This is a genomic window from Phyllobacterium sp. YR531 (assembly GCF_000282595.1).
GTDB lineage: Bacteria > Pseudomonadota > Alphaproteobacteria > Rhizobiales > Rhizobiaceae > Phyllobacterium.
In genome coordinates, this window is the sequence record NZ_AKIZ01000019.1 from 48,454 (window position 1) to 68,037 (window position 19,584).

Consider the following 19,584-nt stretch of genomic DNA (forward strand, 5'->3'; position numbering starts at 1 on the left):
TACATCAAATTAGCCGTCACATTGGCGAAACGCCGATCAAAACTGCGTGCAACTTCCAGATAAACAGGCCGTAAAGCACGAGGCCGATAACCACTGCAATCACATCATTGGTCACGGGACCGGGGGTAATTGCGGTCGGCGCAAGGCCCGCCCGCGCCTGCCGCTTGAGCGCTATACGGTCGAACACCGCCCAGGCGAGAAACGACAGAAACAGGATAAGCGAGGCAAGATCGCCATTGGCAAGCAGGTGCGCCAGCGCCCAGGTCTTGATGGCAATCAGCATCGGATGCTTCAGCGCAGGTTTCATACGGCCGGGCGGCGCAATGAAGACGCCAAGGAAAATGAACGCGAAAAACATCAAAAGCAAAGTGATGTGTTTCATCCAGACCGGCGGTTCGTAAAGGATGGGTGCTTCCAGCCGGGCCATGCCAAAGCCCCATATCAGCAGCGCTAGGCCGAGAATGGACAAGACCGAATAAAGGCCCTTCCACTTGCCCTCGCCCCACTCATTCATCTTGGCAAGCCGCCAGCGCGGCGCGACGATGCGCACCGAATGTATTCCCAGAAAAACGATGATTCCGATAATCATGACCAACATGGCATGCTCCCCCTAGCTGGCCGCACTCTACAGCTTGATTAGAATGCTTCCAACGTAAAGCATTGCGGTGGATCGCCGCGTCCGATCATCGCCACAATTGACCTGTAGCGACATTGCTCCCTGTGGAGCTGCCCTGACATCATGAATATCGTTACCCGTATCCTCGCCGTATCGGCGGCCTTTGCAATGGCTGCACCAGCCAGTGCCGATGGCATTAATGGGCTGCGCGGCACTATCGGCGCAAAGCCGCAATATGTGCTGATCTCATTCGACAATGCCGGCAGCAATGCGCTTTGGGATCGGGCGCACAATCTTGCGCAACGATCCAATGCCAAGTTCACCTATTTCCTGTCCTGCGTCTTCCTGATCGATCATGCGGATCGCAAGAGCTATCAGGCCCCGGGCAAATCACCCGGTCGCTCGAATATCGGTTTTGCCACGTCAAAAGAGGACATCGCCAAGCGCCTCGACAATATCTGGCGTGCGCGTAATGAAGGTCATGAAGTTGCAAGCCATGCCTGCGGTCATTTCGACGGCAAAAGCTGGACAAAGGCTGAGTGGGAAAGCGAGCTGGTTACCTATCGCAAGGTGCTCAGCGGCGCGTGGGCCAAGTATGGCTCCAGCCCCGAGCCGGATGACTGGAAGAAATTTGTGGCAAAAGAGATTCGGGGTTTTCGGGCCCCTTATCTTTCGGAGAGCCCTGCCCTGCTCGCCGCTTTGAAAGATCAGGACTTTACCTTTGATGGGAGCGGTGTTTCAAAAGGCCCCGCTTTACCGCTGCACGCGGGAGGGCTTTACCAGTTCGGCCTGCCGACAATTGCCGAAGGTCCGCAGAACCGGCCTGTCATTGCTATGGATTACAATATGTTCGTGCGCCATTCAGGCGGATTTGAACGCACCGATCATATGGGCGAGTTTGAAAACCGCGCCTATGAAGCATTCAAAGGTGCTTTCGAACGGGAATATCAGAGCAAACGCATTCCCTTCCAGATCGGACTGCACTTCACTTTGATGAATGGCGATGCCTATTGGCGCGCGCTTGAACGCTTTACTGCGGAAGTTTGCACCAAGTCCGATGTGCGCTGCACGACCTATAGCGATTACCTGAAAGAAACAGGCGGTGTAGAAGCCGCCGCTGCACCTGATCCAACACAGCCGCAAACGGGCGGCGGGATTTAACCGCCGCCCCGTTTTATCACACTATGCTTGGCTCGCTTCTCTCTCCAGATACCGCTGATCAATTGCTGGTAGGGGCTCGTCATAGATGACGGCTTCAAAGGCGCGGAGACGTTTGTAGATCGAAATCAGTTCAACGATGACAGTCCATGAATTGACGAGATACTGAAACGAGCCACTAACTTGCCCAAATACGTTCTGGATTTGTGTCATCAATCCAAGACTAAGCTTACCTGCTGCAATGGATGGAATGAGAATAAGGGTGAAAACGATGTTATCGGCTTGCAGATAGAAAATGCGGGCAACATTGAAATAGAGATAATGAAAGTACAGGCGGAAATAATTCTTCCGGACATTTGAGAAAAGCTCTGCAACAGTTGGCGGCTGCGCACGATCAGCATGATCCTCGCCGTAAACCAGTTCCTTGCGATAAGCCGCCTCCACACGCTGGTTTTTGAACTCCAGACCAGGCAGTTTATATCCCGCAACAGCCAGAAAGATTGTTCCAAAAAGTGACCAACCTACTGCCGCCACGACAAGAGCGTATGGTATCGCCCCAATGACCGGCAAGTCTGTAACTTCTTTGGAGAGCATAAAAAGAATGGGTAAGAACGCAATCAAAGTCATGACCGCTCTAACCAAACTCACCCCAAGACTTTCCACGGTCGTAGAAAACCGCATCGTATCGTCTTGAACACGTTGCGACGCACCTTCGATATGCCGCAGTTGGTCCCAATGTTGCATGAAGAAACTGTTCATGGCAGTTCGCCAACGGAAAATGTAGTGGCTGATGAAAAAGGCATTCAGCGCACCTATTGCGACGGCTACGAAAAGGATTCCGGAAATATCAAGGATGCCCAGATAAAGTTGTTCAGCAGTTACTGGCGCAGTTTTGGCAAGCGCAGCTTGAATAAGATCGTAGTAGGGTCCGTACCAAGCATTAACGGCAACACCTACCTGAACCGAAAAATAGGTAGCGAAAATTATTATCGACGAGCCTAGAACCGACCATCGTTGCCAAGCATGGGGGCTATAAACAGCCCAGAATGCGTAAAAAATCAAAACCACCGTCGCGTAGTAAATGTAAAACCAGAGAAATGGCTTGGATAGAAAAAGCGACACGCCAATAAGCGGCGGCGCATCAGGTGCCGCCGGCGGTAACCCGAAAAAAGCACCTAGCTGTTCGCCACCGAAGTACCAAAAAAATATTGCTGCAAGCGCCCAGATAACAGCTGATGTGAAAAACAGCTTGGGCTTGGGGAAAAATGAAACAAACACGGCAGTGGCCCTCGAATAAAAGTTTGCACGACGCAATTGCTACGAGTTGCACAACTTTATCACTGCGAATAGGCCTTGAAGCATGGAGGCGTAATTAAATTACCGTAATGATGATAGGTGATTGCAAGTGTGCGTGGAAACAATCGCTGATTGTGCAGTCGGCACCCGTCGCGAGTTACTTGCGAGCGTGGTTCACCCTGCAACAAGCTCAGACGGCTTGCACTAGAGTTTTGCGTGGTTCGACGGGGCTCACCATGAGGAAGGTAGATTGATTGCATAGACAACCGCTGTCGTTGCAGATCAGTCTCCCTGCCAGACACAACCTTCCTCATGGTGAGCCCCGTCGAACCACGCACAAGGCAAACGTAAGCTAAACTTATCTTATCGACGGGTAACCACGCACTAGAATTGCAGCCCTACTCAGCCGTTCACCTTGCGCCCGGCAGAAAATGCAAAGAAAGCTCCGACCACAAGTCCTCCAGCCGCGAGCAGCGTTGACGAGGTGAAGTTGCCGCTAAGGTCAGCCAGATATCCGGCAATGAGGGGCCCTATGATTTGCCCGATGCCGAATGCCGCCGTGGTGATTGCCATCATCCGGCGCGGCGATTGTGGAACCAACTGGCGTCCGGCCTGAAACACAAATGCGGTGATGACCATAATGGTCAAGCCCAGCAGCAAGCCTCCGATCAAAGGACCGACCGGCGATGGCAGGATGACGCTGGCTGCAACACCACCCGCCAGAGCAAGCAGGCTGAAAGCCAATGAAGTGAAAGGCCCTGCCCGGCGCAGCACGGGATTCCATATCCAGACAGAGAATATTCCGGCAAGGCCTGTGCAAAGCCAAACAAGTGCTTCTGTTGAGGCACTGCCCTCACTGGCGCGGACAATGGCCATGATGAAGGTTGCGGTAATCACATAGCCAATCCCGAACAATGCATAGGCGATGTTGAGTTTGATGAACTCCGCCGTCCACGCGATAGCGGGCTCATTTATATCCCGACCATCGCGAAGCGGACCCTCGCTGATCAATAGGGCCACTGCGATGAGGCCAAGCGTTGACAGAATGGCAGCCCCAATCCAATCGGCGCGCCAGCCAAAATCCGTGAGTGACACAAGTGCCACCAACAAGGCCGACAGCGCAATGCCCGTGCCGACACCGCCAAAATGCACCGCCTGCAAATCCAGTCTCCCGGCAGCACCCAGGTGACTGAAGACAATGGTTGCTGCAAAAACCAGCATCAAGGCGCTGGCCATGCCAGCCAGAAACCGGATGACCGAAAACAGCAACACATTGTCTGTAAGGCTCATGGCAAGACACAGGGCAGCGCTTGCGGCCAGCGCTGCAAGCATGACTTTGCGTTCAATGCCCGCAGCCCAACCATAGCCCGCGACAATTGCTCCCACGAGATACCCAAGAAAATTGGCTGAAGCGATGATGCCAGCATCACCAGCCGAAAGGCGCAGGTCGCCCATCATGCCGGGGAGAATGGGGGTATAAACGAAACGCCCGATGCCCATCCCTATAGCCATGGCGACAAGCCCGCCAAAGGCGAAGCGAAACGGGGATGCACTATCTGATTTCATGCGCGGACATTATCCCGCGTGCCTGCCGTGACAAGACAATAAATTTGATAGCTGCATCGACCGCGATTGATGGTTGCTTGCAGCAACCAGTTGCAATGCCTTTGTTCCGGCGAAAGGCCAGGTCAGTTTTAATTTTAGGGCTTGCCAATACTTAGGTATTATCCTAAGTATTGTTTCATTGCGTTGCCAACAGGACATGAAGCCATGACGCCCGCTACCGCACTTGCCACACCGCCGGTTCCCATCGATGCCGTCTTTCGTGCATTGGCTGATCCGACGCGGAGGGGTGTGCTTGAACGCCTTGTCAATAGTCCTGCTTCTGTCAGCGAACTGGCCGAACCTTTCGATATGGCACTGCCATCTTTCGTCGAGCATTTGCGAGTGCTTGAGGGCAGCGGACTGGTGAGTTCGCAAAAGACCGGCAGGGTCAGGACTTATCGCATTTCAACCGAACCAATGAAGCTTGCCGAAAACTGGCTCTCCAAGCAGCGCACGCTGTGGGAGCGTCGTCTCGACCAGCTTGATGAATACATGCTTACACTCAAGGAGGAAAATAAGTGACCTATAAATTGAAAGCCGATCCCAAGCTTGATCTTGTGCTGGAGCGCACAATCGACGTCCCGCGTGAACTCGTATGGAAATGCTGGACGATGCCCGAGCATGTCAGCAAGTGGTTCACGCCAAAGCCCTGGTATATTTCCGACTGCGAGATTGATCTGCGGCCCGGAGGCATTTTCCGCACGGTCATGAACGGACCAGACGGCGAGCAGGCAATCAATTACGGCTGCTATCTAGATATCGTACCGAATGAACGCCTGATCTGGACGGATGCGCTGCGGCCGGGATACAGGCCAGCAGAAAATCCATTTCTGACGGGCGTTCTTTTGTTGGAAGATGAGGGCAAAGGTACTCGCTACACCGCCATGGCAATCCACCGGGACGAAGAAACGCGTAACCGCCACGAAGAAATGGGCTTCCATGATGGTTGGGGCACCGTGCTGGACCAGATGATTGAGTATTCCAAAACAGTCTGATCAGGAAGGAATGGCGCTGCACAGGCGCAACAGTGCCTGTGCAAGAGCCCGCGCAGCCGGTCCCAGTGGCTCATCGCTCCGGTGCGCAAGATAGGCTTCGGAGATGACCTGACTATCACGGCCAAGCGATCTGGTCGCCAGACGCACGAGGCGCTTTTCCTGAAGATCGCGATCAACCTGCCAGAGCGGCAAACGCCCCCAGCCAAGCCCGGCAAGGATCAGCGCATGTTTCATGTCCTGATTGCTGACCCGGCATGTCTGGGGCGAGATTACGCCAAAATCGCGCCCCTCTGACAAGGGTGAGGGATCGGACTGAACGATCTGGAGATGATCGGCAAGATCGGATGCAGCCAGTGCCTGCGAAACGTTGGCCAATGGATGCTCTGCCGAAACCACAGCCACCATTGCGACAGACGACAATGCCTGCAGCGCGATTTGCGGATCGCGGAAGTGCTCGCCAACGGTGATACCGATCTTGCAGCGCTTTTGCAGCAGGGCATCAAGCGGCCCGCCAAGTGGCTCGACAGCCACGCGGATGGCGACTGACGGATAGTGCACACGCATTTCCGCCAAAGCCTTGCCGAGGATCACGGTAGGAAATAGCGTATCCACAACCAGCGGTAGTTCGAGTTCCACCCCCTCACCCAAACCCCGTGCGCGTGCGCGCATTGCGTCAACGCGCAGAAGAATATCGCGCACATTTGTGAGCAACGTCTGTCCCTCGGCAGTTAGCACAGGGCGATGGCCGGAACGGTCAAAGAGGAATACGCCAAGCTGCCCTTCCAGATTGGCGATCGAATGACTGACCGCCGACTGGACACGCAACAATTTTGCGGCACCGGCGCGAAAGCTGCCGCTTTCTGCAACAGCCACGAATGTGCGCATCTGGTCGAGGGTCAAGGCATCCAGCATGATTACTCCATTCGATCATTCCGGCAAAACTTATGCTTGTCAGGCAGATCGGTCAAATGGCGTAACGCTGCAGAAATTCAGGCTTTCCAAGCAGAATTGCGGATAACGCTGCAGAAATTGCCGCGGTGGAAATGCGGATCCTTGTCGGCAAGAACATCGGCTTTGACATTGCCGAAGGTGGTATCGGGCTTGTGTTTGATGCCGTCATAGAAGGCTTGAATAATATCCTCCTTGAAGTGCGGCGTGCGCGGGAAAGCTTTGACGACCGCCTCACGTTCCGCATCGCTATATTGCTTGTAGGTCAAGCCAAGCACGTCCATCTCCACGCCTGCCGTAACCAGCGCCACAACCGGATGCATATGTTGCGGAATACCGGGGGTCGTATGCAGGGCGATTGCCGTCCAGACCGTATCGATATCAATCTGCGCGATGCCGTGAGATTTGAGAAAGTCTCGTGCAGCATTAGCCCCATCGACTTCGAACCGCTCATGCTCGCTGCTGTGCTGATGAGTGAGACCCATATCGTGGAACATTGCGCCGGTGTAGAGCAGTTCCGGGTCGAATTTCAGTCCCTTCTGCTGTCCGGCAAGTGCACCAAAATAATAGACGCGGCTTGAGTGATTGAACAAAAGCTCCGATGCGGTGTCGCGCACCATTTGCGTGACCGCCCGCGCCAGTTTCGAATCGGGAATAGTGATGCCTTCGACTGAGATGCTCATATCGATGTCTCCTTTGTGAGTGACCAAAAATAGCAACCACAAAGCTTGTCAGCAATTGACGTAACACGTCTAATTCTGCCAATATATGACGCGAAAGGTCATGGAGCTGAGTTATGCGAACGATCCATATGCTTGCCATGCCGGGGGTGCAGCTTCTCGACGTTTCCGGCCCCATGGATGTTTTTGCCGAGGCCAATGTCCAAAGCGGACTCGAGGAATACACCTTGCGCGTCATAGGGCTGGACGCTGCGCCGATACGCAGCTCGTCCGGCGTAAGGCTCGTGCCGGATCATGCGATTGGCGACGAACTTCCAAAGGTGGATACGGTGCTCGTTGCCGGTTGTCCGCATGCCCCTCAAATCGAACTGGCTAATGAGCTGAAGCAATGGCTAAGGCGCTCCTGCCAAGGCGCAAAGCGCTATGGTTCGGTGTGCAGCGGTGCTTTCATGCTGGCGGCTTCGGGGCAGCTCGATGGGCGGAGCATCACGACCCACTGGGCGGTTGCAGATGAACTCGCTGCGGCCTACCCGGCTATCCATGTCGATGCCGATGCGCTGCATATGCGTGACGGACCGGTGCGGACAGCTGCGGGTGTAACTGCGGGTCTTGATCTCGCTTTGGTTTTGGTCGAGGAAGATCTCGGCCGTGAAATTGCGCTGAAGGTTGCCGCGCAACTGGTTATGTTCTTCAAGCGTCCCGGCGGCCAGATGCAGTTCAGCCGTCACGGTGAAGCAGAACCCGGCGGACGTTCCGCTCTGCAGCAGGTGCAGCGCTGGGTCATCGCCAATCCCGGCGATGATCATTCCGTTGCAAACCTGGCCGAGCGTACCGGCCTCAGTCCACGTCACTTCGCGCGCATATTCCAGCAGGAACTGGGCGTGACACCCGGAGCATGGGTGGAAGCCGCGCGCGTTACCGCCGCACGTCAAATGCTGGAAAATGCCCATCATCTGCCAAAGCAGGTTGCGGCGGCTTGCGGCTTTGCCGACGTGGATACATTGCGGCGCGCCTTCATGCGCCAGATCGGTGTTACGCCTGCGGCATATCGACGGCGTTTTCTATAGTTGTCGTCTTTCGCGTCGGAGTTGTCGCTGCACGGATTGACCTTGGCGATGGCGTGCCTATATTCAAGCTGCACGTTCTCAGGGCGGGGTGTAATTCCCCACCGGCGGTAGCAGGCAGAAATGCCTGAAGCCCGCGAGCGCTTCCAGCTTCTGCTGGAAGGTCAGCAGATCCGGTCAGATTCCGGAGCCGACGGTATAGTCCGGATGAAAGAGAGCAAGCATCGGCAAGACCTCGCACCCTGCGAGGTGGAGTCTGTGCGTGTTCGCCCAAAGGGATCATTGAAAAATGGCAAAACCCTGAAAGGCCTGATAAATGACTATCGTTTCCCACCCTTCTACAAAAATCGCCATCATCCGCGCGCGCTGGCATGCGGAAATCGTCGACCAATGCGTCAACTCATTCGTTGACCAATGGGCGGCTCTTGGCGGGGATCGTTCCGACGTCGAAATATTCGACGTACCGGGCGCTCTCGAAATTCCACTGCATGCGCAGACATTGGCTTCGACCGGACGCTATTCTGCGATCCTTGGCACCGCTTTCGTGGTCGATGGCGGTATCTACCGGCATGATTTCGTCGCTGGCACAGTGTTGGACGCGATGATGCGCGTTCAGCTAGACAGCGGCATTCCCGTCCTGTCAGCGGTCCTCACCCCGCATCACTTCCAGGAGTCGGCACCGCATATAGCCTTCTTCAAGGAGCATTTTGTCGTCAAGGGTGTGGAAGCTGCCAATGCCTGCTCGCAGATATTGCAGGCCCGCGCTAAGCTTGCCATGATCAACGCCTGATAAGGCGCATACGCATCTGGGAGGATTGACGTGAAGACCAAGAAAATCATCAATGACGGCGCAAATGCTGTCGACGAAATGCTGGAAGGGGTGCTTGCCGCCCATTCCGCAAAGGTCTTTGCGCTCGATCATTCTCCCCGCTCGATTATTGCCCGGGACGGCGCCCGTCCCGGTAAAGTCGGCATGGTTATTGGTGGCGGCTCAGGACATGAGCCGTCATTCCTCGGATTTGTCGGCAAGGGATTGGCGGATGCAGCGGCTATCGGCAATGTCTTCGCCTCCCCTCCGCCAGACCCGATCATCGAATGCACCAAGGCAGTCAATAACGGCGCCGGGGTGCTCTACATGTACGGCAATTATGCCGGTGACGTAATGAACTTCGACATGGCCGCCGAAATGGTCGCCATGGACGACATTGAAGTACGCACCGTACTGACCACGGATGACGTTGCTTCCGCTCCCGCTGATCAGCGCGAGAAACGGCGCGGCGTTGCGGGCAACGTATTCGTGTTCAAGGCCGCAGGAGCGGCTTGCGACAAGATGCTATCTATCGACGAATGTGAACGCGTTGCACGCAAGGCCAATGACCGCACCTTCACATTTGGCGTGGCACTTGCTCCCTGCTCGCTTCCTCAGACACTAAAGCCCAATTTCACACTCGGCGAAGACGAAATGGAGGTCGGCATGGGTATCCATGGCGAGCCCGGAATTTCACGCGAACAGTTAAAACCCGCAGACGCCATCACCGATGAATTGATGGACAAGATACTGGATGAAATGGCTGCGCCCAAAGGCGACCGCGTGGCCGTGATCGTTAATTCGCTCGGATCAACGCCGCTGATGGAGCTTTACATCATGATGCGTCAAGTCAAAAAGCGGCTGGATCAAGCCGGACTGGAACTTCACTTGAGCCTTGTCGGCAATTATTGCACATCGCTGGAAATGGCTGGTGCTTCGATAACCGTCATGCATCTTGACGATGAACTGCAGGAAATGATCGATCATCCCTGCGATTGCGCCATGTTCCGGGCGGGCTGAACCATGAGCGAAATTACCTCCGCCAATCTCATTGCTATGTTTGCCGAGATTGCCAAATCCATGGCTGAAGCAAAGGCGCATCTTTGTGAACTCGACGGCGTTATCGGCGATGCGGATCATGGCATTGCCATGGATTTGGGCTTTTCAACCGTCGCAACAAATCTCGGCGCGCTTGATGCCGGGACTACCGATCCTGCCGCCGTATTCAACACGGCTGCAAAGTCTTTCCTCAATGCGATTGGCGCTTCATCCGGCCCGCTTTATGCGACGGCGTTCATGCGCGCCGGGGCGAGCGTGAAAGGCAAGAACGTATTGAGCGATGACGATTTTGCCGATGCTTTCATCGCCATGGCCAAGGGTATTCAGGATCGAGGCAAAGCGGAAATTGGCGACAAGACCATGATTGATGCATGGGTGCCTGCGGCTGAGGCTGTTGAGGCTGCAAAAGCGCGTGGCGCTTCATTGACCGAACTGCTGGATGCGGCTGGCAAAGCAGCGGAAACCGGGGCGGAAGCTACAAAAGCGATGATCGCCTCAAAGGGCCGCTCTGCACGGCTTGGTGAACGCGCCATCGGCCATATAGACCCCGGAGCTGCCTCCGCAGCTATACTGATTAGAGCAATGGGTAGAGGATTGGGGTAAACGCCTCTAACAGATGCCGCCTTATCTCTCCCCTTGTGGGAGAGAAAGCGATTTCAGCATCTTAGCCTCTTCGCTAAGTGCTAGAAATCGCAAGAGAGGGGATTGCCAAACTAAACTACCCCCTCTCTTGAGTTTTCCAAGAATTTAGCAAAGAGGCTAAATTCAGGAAAACTCTTTCTCCCCCACAAGGGGGAGATGGGCAGAGCTACTTCCCCACATCCAACCTATCGATTGCCTCTACATTCCCCGCTGATGCGCCATTGGGATCAAACTCCGACTCCAGCCATTTATCAACAATAGCCTTGGCAAGTTCCGGTCCGATTACGCGCGCGCCCATGGTTATGATTTGTGCGTTGTTGGATTTGGCAGCGCGTTCGGCAGAATAGGTGTCGTGTGTGAGCGCTGCGCGAATGCCCGGCACCTTGTTGGCTGAAATGCTAACACCGATACCCGTTCCGCAAATCAGAATGCCGCGCTCGTTTTTGCCATCGATGATCGTCTGTGCCAACTTCTGCGAAAGGTCTGCGTAAAAGCCGGACTGGCTAAGATCGCTGACTTCATGCTCTGATTTCGTTGCAAGATGCGCGGCAATCACATCGAGCAGAGGCTTTCCTGCACTGTCGGCTCCAATTGCTATTTTCATGAACTTTCCTTTTTAAATCGCGCGTGAAACGCGTTGCAAAATATCCAGATAGCCTTCCGCCGCCCATGCAGAGCGGCCAATGAACAGGCCATCAATATTGGGGCAGGCAATGAGTTCGGCACAGTTTTCAGGATTGACGCTGCCGCCATAAAGCACCGGCACAGCGACGCCGAGTACTGATTTCGCCACTGCTGCGATATTCGCATGGCGTTCGTCGGCATATTCCGATGTTGCGGGAATACCGTTGACGCCAATCGCCCAGATGGGTTCGTAAGCAAGAAGAATCGGGCTGGTTTTGGCGTTGCCTTCGAGCAAGCCCAACGCGCCTTGCACCTGCGCAGCGAGGACATCATCTGCCTCACCCGCTTCGCGCTGGGCGAGGCTTTCGCCAATGCAGATAAGTGGCGTCAAGCCATGACGCACCGCCGCCGCGACCTTGAGGCCAACGGTGCGATCCGTCTCGCCAAAAAACTCGCGCCGTTCAGAATGGCCAAGCTCGACGAGATCGAGATTACAATCTTTGAGCATTAGTGGCGAGATTTCACCGGTCCATGCGCCGGCATCGTCCCAATGCATGTTCTGCGCACCAACTTTTACGCTGGTGTCTTTCAACACGGCTTTCACATCACGTACAGCCGTGAAAGGAGGAATAACGAAGCGCTGAAAGCGCTCGTCGCGGCTTTCATCACTGGCCGCAAGCGCTCCGGCAAAAGCCAGCGCCTCGCCCAATGTCTTGTTCATCTTGAAGCTCGTACCGACCCAGAAACTCGTCATATTTGGTTCAATCCTGTATCGATGTAAGGCTCCCAGAACTCGACAGACTCGCGGATCATATCCACCACCAGATGATCGGTCGGTTCGCGCTCGCGGAATGATAGTTCAAGGCAAATCTCGTTATCTGTGCCACCACCGCGCCGGACAGTCTCAAGAAATTTCTCCGGCGTAATCCTGCCATCCTTGTTATGCGCGGCAATGAAAGGCCAGTGACCGCCCTTGTTCATGGAAGACTGCTTGATGTGGATGATCGGCGATTCTTTCGGGAAAGCTTCCGCCCAGGCATAGGGATCAATATCGGCAGGGTTGCTTGATGTTACATCGCCATGATCGATATCGACCATCATCAAGAGCGGTATAGGAAGGTGCGACGACTGCAAACGATTGTGAAGTTCACGGCAGGCGGCAATTGTATGGCCAAACTCGCGTCCTACCGACATAGGCTCCCAAAAAAGATAGGTCAGACCCGCAGCCTTGGCGTGTTCAGCGACATCCCGCCAGCAATCAATGGCGATTTTCATCAACTCTTCGCGTCGGGCGGGGTCGTCGTAGTCCTTGTGGGTGAAAATGGCGAATTGAGTACCAAGCGAGGTCGCGCCAAGATCAGCTGAAATATCGGCGAATGTCTTGAACCAATCGACATAATATTGCCGGACATCGGCATCCGGATGGCCGAAATGATTGAGGCGGCCATAAGGTCCAGTCATGCCGGATGTGACTTTTACGCCCGTGCGGGCAAGCGCATTCTGGAACTGCTTTACATGTTTGGAGATCGTCGGCTGCGGCCAGGACGGATTGATGAACTCATGCGTCAGCTGCACGTAACCAATGCGGATTTTCTCAGCAATTGTTTCAATCAGGTCATCGGCATCGGCGAAGCGGTTCACCAGCGGATTGGTATTGAGCGAGAGGGTGAAAGCCATATTCTCCTACCAGATAAAGCGGTCAATTGTATAATCGGGCGTTGCACCATGTTCGACAAACAGCGCCTGCAACTGCTGCGGGGTTGAACCCGCCAGAATACCGGTCTTGACCAGCATGGATTTCAAGCCAGCGCCCGCAGCACCTGCAATGTCGTGCTCGATACTGTCGCCAATGCAGCAGACACGCGCAGGGTCAGGATTGCCGAGAAAATCCAGCGCCGAAGCGTAAATATCTGCGAAAGGCTTGCCGATCCATCGCACCGTGCCTCCCATTTCCTGATATAGCTCAGCGATGCGGCCCGCACCAAATGCAGTGCCTTCAGCAGTCAGCATGATCTTGTCCGGGTTGGTACATAAGCACGGAACACCGCGCTTGGCTGCCGGTTCCAGCAGATGCCGATAATGATCCAGATCGTGGATATCGCCTTCGCTGGCAGCGATCAGCACTATATCCGCATCGGTGCCGTTGGCGGTGCGCTCAAGCGCAAGGCCATCCAACGGCGATGTATCACCATCACGGCTGATGAGCAGGCAACGCGTCGTGTGTTTTGCAGCCGTGGATTCAGCGGCCAAAATCTGCCATGCCACCTCGCCCGATGTGAGAAACCAGTCCCAGCTTGCCGGATCAAAACCCAGCTTCGCCAGACGCCGGTCGTTTTCGGCAGAACGCTTTCCGGAGTTGGAGAGGATGACAATGCGCGCGCCAGTCTGCTTCAGCGCGGCAAGGGTTGCCGCAGCTTCCGGGTAAGGGCCGCGACCATCGCGGAGCACGCCGAACTGGTCAATCAGAAAGGCATCGAAATACCCTTGAAGGTCACGCAGGCCGGATATGTGTTTTGGGATCTTCATAAAAGACCTGCCGCTTTCGCACCCATGATAGCAAGCCGTGCCGTGCCGGATGCAGCTTCCTCGGACAGGACTGACGGCATGGAAACACCAAGCTTACGTGCGCGGATTGCCGACCAGACCTTGTTTTTCGCTCCACCGCCAACGCTTCGGACAGAGCGAAGCTTTGGCGCGCCAAGTTCCGCCAGCCTGCTATAGGCAAGCTGCTCGACATTTGCGATGCCCTCGAAGATTGCCTTCAGAAATTGTGCATCATCATCGGGACGCGGCTGCATGCGCGGCTTCATTGCCGGGTCGTTCTCCGGAAAGCGTTCGCCATCCCTGACCAGTGGATAGTAATCCAGACCTGTATCCGTCTTTGGGTCCATGGCGGAGGATAGTTGTTCGATCCGGCCATTATCAAAATAATGGGCAAGTACGTTGCCGCCCGTGTTGGATGCTCCCCCGGCCAGCCACATATCGCCAATGCGGTGACTGTAGAGCCCGAACTCCGGCGCAAAAAGCGGATGATCCGAGAGCATCTTGACGGTTAGTGTTGTGCCAAGTGCACTGACGCCATCCCCGGGCTTGTCAGCGCCTGTTGCCAGAAAGGATGCACAGCCATCCGTGGTTCCGGCAACAATGAGAACCGACGGGGGGAGATCAAAGGCGGCCGCAGTTTTTGGGGAAATGGTGGATATCGGCACGCCGGCTGGAAGGACATGCGGTAGCATTTCCATATGCGCTCCGGTATTGCCGATCCATGTGGGCCAGCGCCGGGCCACAGGATCATAACCGGTTTTCAGCGCGTTGTTTTCGTCGGAAACATCGTAAAGGCCGGTGAAATGTCCCGCCAGCCAATCGGCCTGGTGTATGATATGCGAGACGTTACCGATGCACTGGAAATGCAGAAGCTTGGCGAGGCCGGATGTGGCACCATGGGCGGCACTGGTGGCTGGCGCATAGGCCGCTACCGCATCAAGAATTGCGCTATCCTCCACCGGGTCATTATACATTAGTGGTTCAGCCAAAGGCTCACCCGAGGAATTGACCGGCAGGACAGTCCCGGAAGTGCCGTCTATGCTGATGGCGCGAACCTGTTTGCGATCAATCTGCTCCAGCACCTGCGAAAGTGCCGACTGCACGGCAGACCACCAGCCCGCCGGATCACGATGATTTGCCGAGAAGGCGTCAAGGCGTGCTGCACCGCTGGCGCGAATATCGAATGAGCCGGTCATCGCCACGGCACGTGCGCCGGAGGTGCCAATATCGATCCCGATGAACAGCGCCTCTTTCGTCATTGCAATGCCTGCCCTGCGCGGTTGAGTGTCTGCCGATATTTCTCGGCGTCCCAGCCAAGCAGCTCGGCATTCTCCTCATCTGTCAGATAATTAAGGCGCGTGCCTTGCGGAATGCGGGAGGTCACGTCCGCAAGGCAACGCGCCATGGCAAGTGCACCTGATGTTGCTTCTTTCAACACCAGAACACCCTTGCCGGGGAACAGGATGGCGGGCGGCAGCGCCATGCCGTCTTCCAGTTTTTCTTCGATTGTCAGGGCAGTATCCAAAGGCGCTGCAATGACCGAGCCCTTGCCGAGAAAAATGACATGATCCGGGTACAGACTTCCGCCCGCTGCGATGCGGCAACTGGCAAGATCGGTCGCTACCCTGTGGATCGCAACATCATCCGGAAGTTTATACTGGCTGTTGACTGCAAGCCGCTGCAGCGCGGCAATATCCGTGACTGGCGCTTGACGCGGAGCAATCGAAAGAAGTTTCGAAATCTGAGCCAGCAACGCTTCCGCTTCATCGACAGTTTCCGCCGCAACAGCAAGCCCATGGTTGCCAAGAACAAGCACTGACGTGTCATCTTCGAGACGTTCCGCTATGGCTCGGGCCAGTGGCAGTCCGGGACGGGCATAGGGCACGAAGGCGTGGGGAATATCGCCAAGACGTGAGGCAACCAGCGCTGCTGCATCTGTCTGAACGGCGAGCGCGATGGTCTCGACACAATGGACATGCACAACCACTTTTTGCGGCATCAGTGCATGGACGGTGGTTTCGATCGAAGGGCGCAAACCGGAGGGATTGCTTTCAGCAATCACATAGTCCTGCGCTTTTTCGGCGGAAGGGTCAAAACGCGCCAGTGCGTCAAGCAGAGGATCAAGCGCGACCGGCACCATGATGTCGGCGTTGCGGGCATTTTTCAGCCAGAGCCCGGATGCCTTGATCCACAGCGTGCCACCCTCCTTGATGGAGGTATTGCCACCGGCCGCCTGCACCAGAGCCGGGTCGGCACCGATGCGGGCAGAAAGATCGAGAAGGGCTTCGAACTCTGCGCTTCTCATGCCGCCACCTGCTGACGTGTCCACCAATTGATGAAACTTTGCCGCTGCTCCTCGGTCATGTGCAGACCGTGCTTCGTGCGTCGCTCCAGAATATCCTGAGGTTGAAGCGCCCATTCGGTGTCACGGAGAAATTGCGCTTCGCGTTCGTACAGCAGTTTGCTGAAGGCAGCGCCAAGGTCGGCGAGCGATTGTGCAGAGCCAAGTAAGTCGTGCATGCGGGTGCCATAAAGCCGGGCATAGTGTTTGGCGAGATCAAAAGGCAGCCATGGATATCTGGCCCGCACATCGCCGAGAAACTGTTCGAAATCCGCATTGGCCATATCACCGCCAGGAAGATGCGACTTTGCTGTCCAGCCCGGGCGCATATCCGGAAAAAAGGTTTTCAGGCGATCAAGCGCATGTTCGGAAAGCTTGCGGAATGTGGTGATCTTACCGCCGAAAACCGAAAGCAGCGGCGCCTTGTCATTCTCAGCATCAACCTCAAAAATATAATCGCGGGTGACGGCACTGGGGTTTTCCGCACTATCATCATAGAGAGGTCGCACGCCGGAAAAGCTGTGCACTATGTCGCTGGCAACGAGTTGCTGCTTGAAGTAGCGATTTACGGATTTCAGCAGATAATCGATTTCATTGCTGTCCGCGGCGACATCTTCGGGGCGACCATCATAAGGAATGTCAGTTGTGCCAATCAGAGCCAGATCATTTTCATAAGGGTTGATGAAGATCACACGCTTGTCCGGATTCTGCACCAGATAAGCCTGCCTCCCCTCCCAGAATTTGGGCACGATAATATGGCTGCCTTTGACCAGCCGGACGCTGCGGCTGGAATTCATGCCCGCCACGCGGCGGATAATATCATTGACCCATGGACCGGCAGTGTTGACCACACAGCGGGCTTTGACAATTGTCTTTGCTCCGGAAATCGTATCGGTCATTTCCACTACCCAGAGCCCCGCTTCGCGTCGGATGGAACTGCATGCAGTGCGCGTGTGGATTTCAGCGCCACGACTGGCAGCGTCAAGGGCGTTCAAAAGCACAAGCCGCGCATCATCCACCCAACAATCGGAATATTCAAACGCCTTGCCATACTCATCTTTTAGCGGTGCACCTTCCGGTGCCCTCTTCAAGTTCAGTGTGCGTGTACCCGGCAAACGTTTGCGCCCGCCAAGATTGTCGTAGAGAAACAGGCCAAGACGAACGAGCCAAGCCGGGCGGTCCGCCGGATTATGCGGAAGGACAAAACGCATCGGCCATATGATATGCGGTGCGGATTCCAGCAGCACTTCGCGCTCAATCAGAGCCTCGCGAACCAGCCGAAATTCGTAATATTCGAGATAGCGAAGGCCACCATGGACAAGCTTGCCGGAACGCGAACTCGTGCCCTGCGCCAAGTCATCCTTTTCGCACAGGATCACCGACAGTCCGCGTCCTGCTGCATCGCGGGCTATGCCAGCGCCATTGACGCCACCACCGATAATAAAGAGGTCAAATATGCATGTTTCTGCGTTCAATGTTTTGCCTCCTGCTGTGCAGGCTTGTCCTGAAGGCCGTAGCTGGCAAAGCCACGGCGGACGCCTTCAATTTCTTCGGGCGGCAGAACAACCGCTCCACCCAAAAGCAGCGCATGATAATATTGCTTGGCAATTGTTTCCAACTCGACAGCTGCCCACATGGCTTTTTCCAGGCTTCCGCCCGTTGCAATCATGCCATGATTGGCCATGAGGCAGGCCGTGCGATCTTTCAATGCCTTCAACACATTGTCGGAAAGCTCTTTGGTACCGTAGCGCGCATAATCACATAAGCGCACATCATTGCCGCCAAATGCGGCGACCATGTAATGACAGGCCGGAATGGACTTGTGAGCAATGGCAAGGATCGTCGAGAAAGTCGCATGGGTGTGGACCACAGCATTTATTTCCGGACGCGTCCGCAGAATATCCAGATGAAACCGCCATTCAGTGGAAGGTTTTTTTGGGCCTTCCCATGAGCCATATTCGCCATCGAGCGGCATTGAGGCAATCATGTCCGGCGTCATTTCGTCATAGGGCACTGCTGACGGTGTGATGAGCATGCGGTTTTCAAAACGCACGCTGATGTTTCCTGATGTACCCTGATTGATGCCCGAAGCATTCATCTGACGGCAGTGATCGATAATCGATTGTCTAAGCTCAAGTTCTGGCATGATGGCGGCCTCAGCAGGGATTGACCGGCGGCAAGCCGGCTATATAGCGGCGCACTTCTTCGGCAGCCATCTCAGCGGCATAGGTGACAGTGCGCACTGATGCTCCAGCGATATGCGGCGTGAGCGTTACATTCGGCAATTGCAGAAGTGGCCAGTCAGCTGGCACGGGTTCAACCGCGAAGGTTTCGAGCATGGCACTGCCGAGATGACCATTGGTCAGCGCTTCGTAAAGTGCATCATAATCAACCAAGGGGCCACGCGCCGTGTTCACGAAAATGGCACCCTGCTTCATCTTGGCAAACGCCTCGGCATTCATGATGCCCTTGGTTTCGTCCGTCACGCGCGGATGCAGCGTAACCACATCGGAGCGTGACAAAAGATGATCGAAAGCCACCAATTCGACACCTGCGTTACGGTCGTCAGCCGAGAGCTGCACATAGGGATCGTAAACAATGACCTTCGTGCCAAAAGCCCGAAGCAGGCGCACCACTTTTGCGCCTATATTGCCATAACCGACAACGCCGACTGTCATCTCGGAAAGCTCGCGGCCTGTTTTGTCGGCACGGTACAGCTCGCCGCGCCATTCACCCTTGCGCAAGGACTCATGACCGCTGCGGATAAGGCGTGTTTCAGCCAGAATGGCACCGAGCGTAAACTCGGCAACCGCGCTGGCATTGCGGCCGGGCGTATTGACGACAAGCACACCGGCATTGCGCGCCGCCTTCATGTCAATATTCACCGGACCGCCACGGGAAACAGCAACGAATTTCAAGGCAGGCAGGCGTTCGAGCATGCCTGCAGACATCGGGGCAAGCTGGGTAATGAAAAGCTCGGCATCTCCTATAAACTCGACAATCTCGTCCGGGTCACCAAGATATTCCTTCAGGCCATCCATGCCCTTGACCGCATAGCCGTGCTCCATCGGCATATCCGGCCAGGGTTGCTGCAGCGTGCGGATATCATGCTCGTCGCCACATAGCTCCACGATCTTTTCCTGAAACACTTCCGGGAGCATGAACCGATCGCCGATGATGGCTATTTTTTTGGTCATTGCAATT

At 55.3% G+C, this 19,584-nt stretch carries 21 protein-coding genes and 1 riboswitch; of the genes, 7 read left to right on the plus strand and 14 right to left on the minus strand.

Translation table 11 applies throughout. From position 1 onward, the window contains the following. Window positions 1-16: 16 nt before the first annotated feature. A complete protein-coding gene (locus tag PMI41_RS12660) occupies window positions 17-598 on the minus strand; it encodes an NnrU family protein (protein WP_008125330.1) in 582 nt (193 codons plus the stop codon). Window positions 599-739: 141 nt separating this feature from the next. Here PMI41_RS12660 and PMI41_RS12665 point away from each other — a divergent pair, with 141 nt between their 5' ends. After that, a complete protein-coding gene (locus tag PMI41_RS12665; RefSeq protein ID WP_008125331.1) occupies window positions 740-1,777 on the plus strand; it encodes a polysaccharide deacetylase family protein in 1,038 nt (345 codons plus the stop codon). A gap of 21 nt (window positions 1,778-1,798) precedes the next feature. Here the strand turns inward: PMI41_RS12665 and sbmA are convergent, their stop codons facing one another. After that, window positions 1,799-3,052 carry a peptide antibiotic transporter SbmA gene (gene sbmA, locus PMI41_RS12670; RefSeq protein WP_008125333.1) on the minus strand — a complete coding sequence of 418 codons (1,254 nt, stop codon included), beginning with the start codon at window positions 3,050-3,052 and terminating at the stop codon, window positions 1,799-1,801. Window positions 3,053-3,472: 420 nt separating this feature from the next. Next, window positions 3,473-4,636, minus strand: a complete 1,164-nt coding sequence (locus tag PMI41_RS12675; protein ID WP_008125335.1) for a YbfB/YjiJ family MFS transporter — start codon at window positions 4,634-4,636, stop codon at window positions 3,473-3,475. A 204-nt stretch (window positions 4,637-4,840) separates the two neighbouring features. Here PMI41_RS12675 and PMI41_RS12680 point away from each other — a divergent pair, with 204 nt between their 5' ends. Next, the gene (locus PMI41_RS12680; RefSeq protein ID WP_008125337.1) at window positions 4,841-5,197 is read left to right on the plus strand and encodes a metalloregulator ArsR/SmtB family transcription factor; all 357 of its coding nucleotides are present in this window, start codon (window positions 4,841-4,843) and stop codon (window positions 5,195-5,197) included. Then, complete coding sequence (locus PMI41_RS12685; protein ID WP_008125339.1) at window positions 5,194-5,670, plus strand: SRPBCC family protein; 477 nt, start codon at window positions 5,194-5,196, stop codon at window positions 5,668-5,670. The genes PMI41_RS12680 and PMI41_RS12685 overlap by 4 nt, the downstream gene beginning before the upstream one ends. On the opposite strand, the gene PMI41_RS12690 is transcribed toward PMI41_RS12685, so the two are convergent. Continuing rightward, on the minus strand, window positions 5,671-6,582 hold the full coding sequence (locus PMI41_RS12690; protein ID WP_008125341.1) for a LysR family transcriptional regulator: 912 nt from the start codon (window positions 6,580-6,582) through the stop codon (window positions 5,671-5,673). Between the two features lie 77 nt (window positions 6,583-6,659). Further along, entirely contained in the window at window positions 6,660-7,301 is a 642-nt protein-coding gene (locus PMI41_RS12695) for an HD domain-containing protein (protein WP_008125344.1), read from the minus strand. 113 nt (window positions 7,302-7,414) lie between these two features. Between PMI41_RS12695 and PMI41_RS12700 the strand changes: the two genes are divergently transcribed. From PMI41_RS12700 to dhaL, 4 genes are all read left to right on the plus strand, one after another. Further along, entirely contained in the window at window positions 7,415-8,365 is a 951-nt protein-coding gene (locus tag PMI41_RS12700) for a GlxA family transcriptional regulator (protein WP_008125346.1), read from the plus strand. Between the two features lie 70 nt (window positions 8,366-8,435). After that, window positions 8,436-8,585, plus strand: a riboswitch (FMN riboswitch). Between the two features lie 93 nt (window positions 8,586-8,678). Beyond that, complete coding sequence (locus PMI41_RS12705) at window positions 8,679-9,152, plus strand: 6,7-dimethyl-8-ribityllumazine synthase (RefSeq protein ID WP_008125348.1); 474 nt, start codon at window positions 8,679-8,681, stop codon at window positions 9,150-9,152. Window positions 9,153-9,182: 30 nt separating this feature from the next. Then, window positions 9,183-10,190: a dihydroxyacetone kinase subunit DhaK gene (locus PMI41_RS12710; protein WP_008125349.1), complete on the plus strand. Its 1,008-nt coding sequence runs from the start codon at window positions 9,183-9,185 to the stop codon at window positions 10,188-10,190. 3 nt (window positions 10,191-10,193) lie between these two features. Further along, the gene (gene dhaL / locus PMI41_RS12715; protein WP_008125352.1) at window positions 10,194-10,832 is read left to right on the plus strand and encodes a dihydroxyacetone kinase subunit DhaL; all 639 of its coding nucleotides are present in this window, start codon (window positions 10,194-10,196) and stop codon (window positions 10,830-10,832) included. Window positions 10,833-11,037: 205 nt separating this feature from the next. On the opposite strand, the gene PMI41_RS12720 is transcribed toward dhaL, so the two are convergent. The 9 genes from PMI41_RS12720 to PMI41_RS12760 are packed head-to-tail and all read right to left on the minus strand — an operon-like array spanning window position 11,038 to window position 19,577. Continuing rightward, window positions 11,038-11,475, minus strand: a complete 438-nt coding sequence (locus PMI41_RS12720; protein ID WP_008125354.1) for an RpiB/LacA/LacB family sugar-phosphate isomerase — start codon at window positions 11,473-11,475, stop codon at window positions 11,038-11,040. A 12-nt stretch (window positions 11,476-11,487) separates the two neighbouring features. Continuing rightward, window positions 11,488-12,249 carry a triose-phosphate isomerase gene (locus PMI41_RS12725; RefSeq protein ID WP_008125356.1) on the minus strand — a complete coding sequence of 254 codons (762 nt, stop codon included), beginning with the start codon at window positions 12,247-12,249 and terminating at the stop codon, window positions 11,488-11,490. Next, window positions 12,246-13,172 (minus strand): TIM barrel protein, encoded by a 927-nt coding sequence (locus PMI41_RS12730; protein ID WP_008125358.1) that lies wholly within the window; start codon window positions 13,170-13,172, stop codon window positions 12,246-12,248. Before PMI41_RS12730 ends, PMI41_RS12725 begins: the two co-directional genes overlap by 4 nt. A gap of 6 nt (window positions 13,173-13,178) precedes the next feature. Continuing rightward, window positions 13,179-14,021, minus strand: coding sequence for a TIGR01459 family HAD-type hydrolase (locus PMI41_RS12735; RefSeq protein ID WP_008125359.1), 843 nt, complete (start codon window positions 14,019-14,021; stop codon window positions 13,179-13,181). Beyond that, complete coding sequence (locus PMI41_RS12740) at window positions 14,018-15,298, minus strand: FGGY-family carbohydrate kinase (protein WP_008125361.1); 1,281 nt, start codon at window positions 15,296-15,298, stop codon at window positions 14,018-14,020. Before PMI41_RS12740 ends, PMI41_RS12735 begins: the two co-directional genes overlap by 4 nt. Continuing rightward, window positions 15,295-16,344, minus strand: coding sequence for a class II aldolase/adducin family protein (locus PMI41_RS12745; protein WP_008125364.1), 1,050 nt, complete (start codon window positions 16,342-16,344; stop codon window positions 15,295-15,297). Before PMI41_RS12745 ends, PMI41_RS12740 begins: the two co-directional genes overlap by 4 nt. After that, entirely contained in the window at window positions 16,341-17,855 is a 1,515-nt protein-coding gene (locus PMI41_RS12750) for a glycerol-3-phosphate dehydrogenase (protein WP_008125366.1), read from the minus strand. The genes PMI41_RS12745 and PMI41_RS12750 overlap by 4 nt, the downstream gene beginning before the upstream one ends. Then, complete coding sequence (locus tag PMI41_RS12755) at window positions 17,852-18,526, minus strand: class II aldolase/adducin family protein (protein ID WP_008125368.1); 675 nt, start codon at window positions 18,524-18,526, stop codon at window positions 17,852-17,854. The genes PMI41_RS12750 and PMI41_RS12755 overlap by 4 nt, the downstream gene beginning before the upstream one ends. A gap of 10 nt (window positions 18,527-18,536) precedes the next feature. Further along, window positions 18,537-19,577 carry a 2-hydroxyacid dehydrogenase gene (locus PMI41_RS12760; RefSeq protein ID WP_008125369.1) on the minus strand — a complete coding sequence of 347 codons (1,041 nt, stop codon included), beginning with the start codon at window positions 19,575-19,577 and terminating at the stop codon, window positions 18,537-18,539. Window positions 19,578-19,584 lie beyond the last annotated feature (7 nt).